Origin of the sequence: Leifsonia sp. NCR5, assembly GCF_002105485.1 — a bacterium.
In the GTDB taxonomy this organism is placed as follows: Bacteria; Actinomycetota; Actinomycetes; order Actinomycetales; family Microbacteriaceae; genus Leifsonia.
In genome coordinates, this window is sequence record NZ_NCSR01000047.1 from 1 (window position 1) to 7584 (window position 7584).

Annotated in this window: 10 protein-coding genes and 2 pseudogenes; 3 read left to right on the forward strand and 9 right to left on the reverse strand. The window is 69.8% G+C overall.

From position 1 onward, the window contains the following. The 3 genes and pseudogenes from B7438_RS19910 to B7438_RS19920 all read right to left on the reverse strand — a co-directional run. Positions 1 to 413 (reverse strand): annotated as a pseudogene (locus B7438_RS19910) (hypothetical protein); the annotation flags it as partial. Between the two features lie 317 nt (positions 414 to 730). Then, on the reverse strand, positions 731 to 1105 hold the full coding sequence (locus tag B7438_RS20695; RefSeq protein ID WP_179150891.1) for a hypothetical protein: 375 nt from the start codon (positions 1103 to 1105) through the stop codon (positions 731 to 733). A 5-nt stretch (positions 1106 to 1110) separates the two neighbouring features. Next, entirely contained in the window at positions 1111 to 1383 is a 273-nt protein-coding gene (locus B7438_RS19920) for a hypothetical protein (RefSeq protein WP_085371425.1), read from the reverse strand. Positions 1384 to 1584: 201 nt separating this feature from the next. Here B7438_RS19920 and B7438_RS19925 point away from each other — a divergent pair, with 201 nt between their 5' ends. Continuing rightward, on the forward strand, positions 1585 to 2313 hold the full coding sequence (locus B7438_RS19925; RefSeq protein ID WP_085371426.1) for an alpha/beta family hydrolase: 729 nt from the start codon (positions 1585 to 1587) through the stop codon (positions 2311 to 2313). Position 2314: 1 nt separating this feature from the next. After that, on the forward strand, positions 2315 to 3529 hold the full coding sequence (locus tag B7438_RS19930) for an FAD-binding oxidoreductase (RefSeq protein WP_085371427.1): 1215 nt from the start codon (positions 2315 to 2317) through the stop codon (positions 3527 to 3529). A 6-nt stretch (positions 3530 to 3535) separates the two neighbouring features. Here B7438_RS19930 and B7438_RS19935 read toward each other — a convergent pair whose 3' ends face one another. From B7438_RS19935 to B7438_RS19950, 5 genes and pseudogenes are all read right to left on the reverse strand, one after another. Further along, positions 3536 to 4102, reverse strand: coding sequence for a GNAT family N-acetyltransferase (locus tag B7438_RS19935; protein WP_085371428.1), 567 nt, complete (start codon positions 4100 to 4102; stop codon positions 3536 to 3538). A gap of 44 nt (positions 4103 to 4146) precedes the next feature. After that, entirely contained in the window at positions 4147 to 4620 is a 474-nt protein-coding gene (locus B7438_RS19940; protein WP_085371429.1) for a phage tail protein, read from the reverse strand. 69 nt (positions 4621 to 4689) lie between these two features. After that, positions 4690 to 4959, reverse strand: coding sequence for a DUF4177 domain-containing protein (locus B7438_RS19945; RefSeq protein WP_256922153.1), 270 nt, complete (start codon positions 4957 to 4959; stop codon positions 4690 to 4692). A 27-nt stretch (positions 4960 to 4986) separates the two neighbouring features. Continuing rightward, positions 4987 to 5082: pseudogene (locus B7438_RS20935) on the reverse strand (DUF2510 domain-containing protein); the annotation flags it as partial. Positions 5083 to 5195: 113 nt separating this feature from the next. Beyond that, positions 5196 to 5807: an LON peptidase substrate-binding domain-containing protein gene (locus B7438_RS19950; protein ID WP_085371431.1), complete on the reverse strand. Its 612-nt coding sequence runs from the start codon at positions 5805 to 5807 to the stop codon at positions 5196 to 5198. A gap of 35 nt (positions 5808 to 5842) precedes the next feature. Between B7438_RS19950 and B7438_RS19955 the strand changes: the two genes are divergently transcribed. Next, the gene (locus B7438_RS19955) at positions 5843 to 6340 is read left to right on the forward strand and encodes a DUF427 domain-containing protein (protein ID WP_179150892.1); all 498 of its coding nucleotides are present in this window, start codon (positions 5843 to 5845) and stop codon (positions 6338 to 6340) included. A 28-nt stretch (positions 6341 to 6368) separates the two neighbouring features. Here the strand turns inward: B7438_RS19955 and ychF are convergent, their stop codons facing one another. Beyond that, complete coding sequence (ychF, locus tag B7438_RS19960) at positions 6369 to 7442, reverse strand: redox-regulated ATPase YchF (protein ID WP_085371433.1); 1074 nt, start codon at positions 7440 to 7442, stop codon at positions 6369 to 6371. Positions 7443 to 7584 lie beyond the last annotated feature (142 nt).

The following is a 7584-nucleotide window of genomic DNA, read 5'->3' on the forward strand; positions in this document are numbered from 1 at the left end:
GGCGCGGATGCGCCGGGGGCGGTCGTTGGCGCGATGGTCGGGTTGGCGCCCTCGGTGAGGGTGCATCCGGTGAAGGTGACGGTGAGGGCGAGCAGATCCTCCGGGCGGATCAGGTCGGCGACGATGTCTGTGCTCGCCGCGACGTCGGGCCCCCCGAACGCGATCCCTGGCTGGCCGACCCTCCTCCACGACGCGGCGAAGCGAAGGGTGGGGGTGATGGTGGCCGGGGGCGCCTCGGGTTCGGCTTTCGCCGGCGCCCGCCGGCCGCGCGCGGCGCCGACTTTCGCGGTCCCGGGGTCCGCCGCTGCTGTCGAGCGTTTCGCGGACCCGGCCGCGGCTGTCGGTGCGGCCCCTGCGCCGCCCGTCGCGCGTTGTCTGTCCTGCCGTTTTCTGTTGTTCTGCCCTGCAGACATGGGCTCACCGTTCTCATCGAAAGTCTTGGAAAGTCTTCGAGAGCAGGGTGTCCGCTTCAGCCCGGCGACTGGAACGATGCCGTTGACGGAGAAAGTATGCTCCGGCACACACCGTCTGCGCCAGAGTTTTCTGAGATTTCTTCGACTGACGCCGGTTCGCTGCGTCCATCCTGCTGACGTGCATCCTGCTGTCGTGCACCTGCTGACGTGCATCCTGCTGTCGTGCACCTGCTGTCGTGCGCCGCCGGACCCGGCACTGTGCCGTGTCCGGCGACCGCCCAGCTGCGGGAGTCTGCCACTGCCCGCAGCGTGACGTTTCAGTACGCGGCCTCCCGGTCGCGCCCTTCCGGCGGATGCACCCGTTCGTCGGTGTCTCCGTCGTTCCTGTCGAGGTCGCCGAGCGGCGTCAGGTCCCCCGGTTCGTCTCGGACCGCATCCCGTGGCACGGCCCGCTCGTCGGCGTCCGCGTCGTCGTCGATCCGGTCGAGGTCACCGAGCGGCGCAAGGTCCCCCGGTTCGTCGCGGACCGCATCCCGAGGCACAGCCCGCTCGTCGTTGTCGTCCGTCCTGTCCAGCTCGGCGAACGGTCCGACGTCTTTCGCGTCGTACGCATCGTGCCGCGGGTTCGCCCGCTCGTCGACGTCCCCGTCCGTCCGGTCGACGTCGCCCCACGGCAGCACTTCGTGCTCCATGAGCGTCAGACCGTCTGCAGTGCGGTGATCTGGGCGAGGTTGTTCGGCCCGCCCGCGTTGGTCGCCCGGTACTGCAGCCGCTTTCCCGTCCCCATCGCCGCGGTGGCGACGGCCAGGATGTTCGACCGCTCCGCATCGGTGTCGGCCCAGATGCGCCTCCACCCGACGCGCCCCAGCTCATGGCTGAAGTCGACCCAGGAGCTGCCTCCCCCGGTGAAGACGTTGTTGATGACGGCTGTATATCCCTGAACCCAATGACTGTCGTCCCACGCTGACATGGCACGCCTCCAGATGGCTTTGTTTCCGCGTTCCTTCGAGCAGGGTCGCACTCACCCCTCGACGGCCGGCAGAAGGCCGTGACGCGCCCGATTATGCTCCTCCCCACACACGACACGCCAGACGAATGTGAGAGAAACTCTAAATAAGGTGGACGGGATGGTCCACCGGACGGGTGCGCCAGGGAGCGGTAGCGTCGGTTTATGCGCACCGCCGATATCGTCACCGTCGAGACGACCCTCGGGCCTGGGCGGCTCACTGTGTCCGCCGCGGCCGCCATCGATGCGTCTGCCGCGGGGGCAAAGTCCGCCGAGTCCGGCCCGTCCGCCGCCGCTGCCGCTCCACGCCCGCGGGCAGTCCTCTGGCTCGGCCACGGAGCAGGCGGAGGCATCGACGCGGTCGACCTCGCCGCCCTGGCCGCCGCCCTTCCGGCCCTCGGGTTCACGGTCGTCCGCTACGAGCAGCCGTGGCGCGTCGCCGGCAAACGCGTCGCCTCCCGCCCCGCCGCCCTCGACACCGCCTGGCTCGAAACCGCTTCCGCCGTCGAGAAGATCGCCGACGGCCTGCCCATCCTGGTGGGCGGCCGCAGCGCCGGTGCCCGCGTCGCCTGCCGCACCGCCGCTTCCATCGGAGCAGCCGCCGTGGTCTGCCTGGCGTTCCCCCTGCATCCACCCGGCCGCCCGGACGCGAGCAGGCTGGACGAACTGCTCACCCCCGACGTGCCCGTGCTGGTGCTGCAGGGCGAGCGCGACACGTTCGGCACCGCGGCCACCGTCGCCGCCGAGACCGAGGGACGCCCGAGCATCCGGGTAGTCCCGGTACCCGGCGCCGACCACGGGATGCGGGTGCTCGCGTCGTCCCCGTTCCCGGCCGCCGCGGTGCGTGAGCTGCTGGTCTCTCAGGTGGCGGCGTTCGTGGACGAGGTGGTGTGAGATGGCGAGCGCAACCGGAACCGGCCCCACCACTGGCCCCACCCCCACCCGCGCCTCGGCGATCATCGTCGGCACCGGTGTCGCCGGCGCAGCGACCGCGTTCTCCCTCGCCCGACGCGGCGTCGCGGTGACCCTGGTCGATGGAGACTTCCCCGGCCAGGCGACCGCGGCGGGCGCCGGCATCATCCAGCCCTGGAGCTCCGCCACCTCCGGCCCGTTCTACGACCTGTACGCGGCGAGCGCCGACCACTACCCGGAACTCATCTCCCAGCTCGCGGCCGCGGGCGTGCACGACATCGGCTACCGCCGGTCGGGGGCGCTCATCGTCAACCGCGACGCCCACGTGCTCGATGAGATCGAGGTGCGCCTCGCCACCCGGGCCCCGCGGGCGCAGTCCATCGGCGAGGTCTCCCGCATCCCGAACAGTCGCGCCCGCGAGCTGTTTCCACCCCTCGGCGACAGCTTCGACGCGCTGCACATCTCCGGCGGCGCGCGGGTCGACGGCCGTGCTCTGCGCGCTGGGCTCCTCGCCGCGGCGCAGAGTCTCGGGGCGACGATGGTGCCGGGCACCGCATCCATCGTCCCCGTGGATGCGCGCGCACCCATCGCCGCCGAGGATGCGGTCGCACCCGCCGCCCCGGTGGATGCGACCGGCTGGGCCATCGAGGTCGACGGCCGCCGACTCCACGCGGACGCTGTGGTGCTCGCCGCGGGCGCCTGGACCAACCGACTGCTTCAACCGCTCGGCCGCCGCATCCCGGTGGAGCCCCAGCGTGGCCAGATCACGCACCTGCGCGTCGACGGTGCCGACACGCGCTCCTGGCCATCGGTGCACCCGGTGGCGAGCCACTACCTGGTCGCGTTCGACGACGCGCGCGTGGTGGTCGGCGCGACCCGCGAGACCGGCTCGGGGTTCGACCCGCGGGTGACCGCGGAGGGCCAGCGTCAGGTCCTCGCGAACGCGCTCTCAGTCGCGCCCCGCCTCGCCGACGCGACCGTCATCGAGACCCGCGTCGGCCTGCGCCCGCTGGCCGATGGCGACCTCCCGGTGGTCGGCGCCCTCCGCGGGCTGGACGGCCTCTTCGTGAACGCCGGCTTCGGCGCGGCGGGCCTGACGATGGGCCCGCTGGTCGGCGAACGTCTCGCCGCCGTGCTCACGGGCGAGGCGGCCGCCCCGGCGACCGGGTTCCTGTCGCCGGTCGACGCGACGGCGTGAGGGGTCTCATCCCAACTCCCGCCGCATCACCCACCGCTGCGTCGCCCCCGAGTGCGCATCCGTCGCCTGCACCCGCGAGAACCCGTGTTTCTCGAACAGCGCGACCGTGCCCACATACCCGCTGATCATATCCACGCGCTCCCCGCCGGAGTCCACCGGGTACCCTTCGACCATCGCGGCACCGGATGCGCGTGCGTGCTCCACCGCGCCGTCCAGCAGGTCGTGCATCAGCCCGCGCTTGCGGTAGCCGCCGCGCACCACGAAGCACACGATCGACCACGGGTCGCGCTCCTCGTCGAGGTGCGGGATGGTCCGCGAGTTCATCAGCCGCCGGTACGTGGATTTCGGCGCGACGGAACACCATCCCGCCACCTCGCCGTCGAGATACACCAGCACCCCCGGCCCCGGCTCCGCCGAGCACTCGGACTTCATGTACTCGATCCGTTCGGGCATCCCGAGTCGCGCATCCCGGTACGACATGCACACGCACCCGCCGCCGCCGGGCTTGCGCGGCACCATGAACGTCGCGAAGTCGTCCCAGCGCCCGGTCGCCGCCAGCACCTCTATGGACATGGCAGCACGCTACCCGCCGCCACCGACATCCGGCACCGGGCGGGCTAGTACTCGCCCTTGATCACGAAGAACGATCCGCGGATCGTCCCGGCCAGCTTCGACTTCTGCCTGGCGAACTTGAACTTCTCGGCCAGCTCCGCGGGAACCTCCATGCCGTCGGACAGCTTGAGCCCGACGGCCCGCTTGCCCGCCTCCTCGATCGTGTACATCACGTTGATCGACAGCCCGGACTCGTAGAACACGTACGCCATCCGGATGCCGTCGACCTCGAACGCGGTCGCCTCGAGCGGCCGGGATGCGATGGTGATGTCCCGCTCCTCCTTCAGGATGCGCGTCACCCACGCGAGCGCATCCGCCGCCTCGCCCGGCTCATCCACCGAGCCGACGGTGAAGTCGTGATCATACTTGTTATGGAAATACCGCGCCTCGTTGGCGCGAAGCCCCGCGAGCGCGTCGGCGACCGGGGAGGACTCCAGGCCGGTGGTGGAGACGGTGACGAAGTCGACGGTGTACGGCACGTGGGGCTCCTTGCGTGTGGTGCGTGTGTGGGACAACGGTAGCGCGAGCGGGTGCCGTGTCGGCGCGTGTCAGTTCAACCGTTCAAATACCATCGTCGCCTGAATCCGGTCTCCGCCACCGAGGCCCTTGCTGCCGGAGGCCGCCGTGGAGATGGTGTGCAGCCGATAACCGAGGGCCGCCTGTTTGTTGATCGTCTTCTCGAGCTCCGTCAGGTTGCCCGACCCCGTACCCCACATCTTCTCCTTCAGGATGACCTGGAGCACGACATAGCTCATCCCCTCCGGAGCCGGTCGAGGACGACCGCCAGCGACGGCATCAGCCTCGATCCGGCCGATCACGCCACTGATCCCGCCTTCGGGAGGAGGCGGAGACTGAACCTTGTCGGTCCAAGTCTGACCGTCCCACCACCGCATCGTCCCCGACCCGTCGTCGTACCATCCCGCCTGCGCATCAGTCGCCAAAAGCTTCGCCTCTCATTCGATGATCTGAGTCGAATTCTGGCGTAAGGGCGAGCGCGCCGGTGCAGGGTGCCAGGGTGTGTCGACGGTCAGAGGATCGCGGCGAGGAGCGGATGTCAAACGCCTCCCTCGGCGGACCACAGCTCCTCAGCGTCGAGCACCAGATCGATCAGCTGCCGCAGCAGACCCCCCATCGTCGCCGACCTCAGCAGCGTGTACCTGTCGTACTCGCCCAGCGGGGCGATCGCCGCCAGTTGCCACACGGCTTCGACGGGATCGTCCGACAACTCGATTCCGGCATCCGAGTGCGGCTCCGCGACGCGGGCGATCGACCGCCGGACAACTGCTTCGGCCTGGTCCCGCAGGGGTGCGAGCGCCTCTGACCACTCCAGTTCCGGCAGCATCGAGAGCTCGGCCCGGGGATACGGGTCCTCGTCGACCCAGCGCTCGACCGTGAACCGCCGGGTGCCAACACCGACAATGAGCAGGTCGTCGGCGCCCGCGGCGACGCTCGCCAGGCGCGCCATCGTCCCGACCGATGCGCGCTGGTCACCACCCCCGGCTTCGGACCCGCGCTCGATGAGGACGACGCCGAACTCGAACCCCGGTTCGTCCTCGTCGAGCAAACGCCCGACCATCCTGAGATAGCGCGGCTCGAACACCCTCAGCGGGATGGGCACGCTCGGGAACAACACGGATCCGAGCGGGAACATCGGTGAGGCGGCCATACTCCAGTGAAGCACCGCAGACGTAGAGTGAACAGGTGTCCCGACCGCGCCCCGAGATCCCAGCCACGGGCCAGGAGTCTGTCTGGGACTACCCGAGGCCGCCGCGCGTCGAGCGCGTCATGGCGCCCGTCACGATCCGTCTGGGCGGGCAGCTCATCGTCGAATCCCGTGACGTCGTCCGGGTGCTCGAAACCAGCCATCCGCCGGTCTACTACATCCCGATCGCGGACTTCGCACCCGGCGCGCTGGCCGACGCCGACGGTTCGTCGTTCTGCGAGTTCAAGGGCACCGCACGATATCTCGACGTGCGCGGAGGAGGCGAGGTGCGGTCCGCGAGCGCCTGGAACTACCCGCATCCGTCGCCCGGATTCGAACTGCTCCGGGACCGCGTCGCCGTCTACGCGCAGCAGATGGACGAGTGCACGGTCGACGGCGAGGTCGTCACGCCGCAGCCCGGAGGCTTCTACGGCGGCTGGATCACGAAGGGCGTCGTTGGGCCGTTCAAAGGGGTGCCGGGGTTAGGGGGCTGGTGAACGCCGGGGATTCACACGGTGAAGCCGGTCAGACGTTGAACCGGAACTCCACAACATCCCCATCCTGCATCACGTAGTCTTTCCCCTCCATGCGCGCCTTCCCGCGCGCCCGCGCCTCCGCGACCGACCCGGCATCCACCAGGTCGTCGAAGGAGATCACCTCGGCCTTGATGAAGCCCTTCTCGAAGTCCGTGTGGATCACGCCGGCCGCCTGCGGAGCCTTCCAGCCCTTGTGGATGGTCCAGGCGCGCGACTCTTTCGGGCCGGCGGTGAGGTAGGTCTGCAGGCCGAGCGTGTCGAAGCCGATGCGGGCCAGCTGGTCGAGGCCGCTCTCCGTCTGGCCAGTGGATGCGAGGAGCTCGGCAGCGTCGTCCGCCTCGAGGTCGATGAGTTCGGATTCGAGTTTCGCGTCGAGGAAGACCGCCTGGGCCGGGGCGACGAGCGCGGCGAGTTCGGCGCGGCGGGCGTCGTCTGTGAGGACCGATTCGTCCACGTTGAAGACGTAGATGAAGGGCTTCGCGGTGAGCAGGCCGAGTTCGGCGATCGGCTCGAGGTCGAGCTTCGCGCTCGACAGCGGCTTGCCCTCGAAGAGGACCGCGTGCGCCGCCTGCGCCGTTTCGAGGACGAGCGGTTCGAGCTTGCGGCCCTTGACCTCTTTCTCGTAGCGGGCGATCGCCTTGTCGAGGGTCTGCAGGTCGGCGAGGATCAGCTCGGTGTTGATGGTCTCCATGTCGCCTGCCGCATCCACCTTGCCGGCGACGTGGACCACATCCGGGTCGTCGAATCCGCGGACCACTTGGGCGATCGCGTCGGCCTCGCGGATGTTGGCGAGGAACTTGTTGCCGAGGCCTTCGCCCTCGCTCGCGCCCTTCACGATGCCCGCGATGTCGACGAACGACACCGGAGCCGGCAGGATGCGCTCGCTGCCGAACACCTCTGCGAGCTTGTCGAGGCGCGGGTCAGGCAGGTTCACCACGCCGACGTTCGGCTCGATCGTGGCGAACGGGTAGTTCGCCGCGAGCACGGTGTTCTTGGTCAGCGCGTTGAAGAGGGTGGACTTTCCCACGTTGGGGAGTCCGACGATTGCGATAGTGAGAGCCACGATCGACCATTCTACGGGGCCGGTCGCCGCACGGGTCCGCGCCAGCGCTGCATCCGGGCGCCCCAGCGCMGGCGCCCCAGCGCCTGCGCCGCAGCGCCCGCCCGCCCCGCCCTCAGCCCGCGAGCACCGCCCGGTAGCACTT

Coding starts and splice junctions, on each gene's coding strand:
- B7438_RS19950 (WP_085371431.1), bottom strand. CDS start 5,807: ATGGCCGCCTCACCGATGTTCCCGCTCGGATCCGTGTTGTTCCCGAGC.
- B7438_RS19935 (WP_085371428.1), bottom strand. CDS start 4,102: ATGTCCATAGAGGTGCTGGCGGCGACCGGGCGCTGGGACGACTTCGCG.
- B7438_RS19930 (WP_085371427.1), top strand. CDS start 2,315: ATGGCGAGCGCAACCGGAACCGGCCCCACCACTGGCCCCACCCCCACC.
- B7438_RS20695 (WP_179150891.1), bottom strand. CDS start 1,105: ATGGAGCACGAAGTGCTGCCGTGGGGCGACGTCGACCGGACGGACGGG.
- B7438_RS19925 (WP_085371426.1), top strand. CDS start 1,585: ATGCGCACCGCCGATATCGTCACCGTCGAGACGACCCTCGGGCCTGGG.
- B7438_RS19920 (WP_085371425.1), bottom strand. CDS start 1,383: ATGTCAGCGTGGGACGACAGTCATTGGGTTCAGGGATATACAGCCGTC.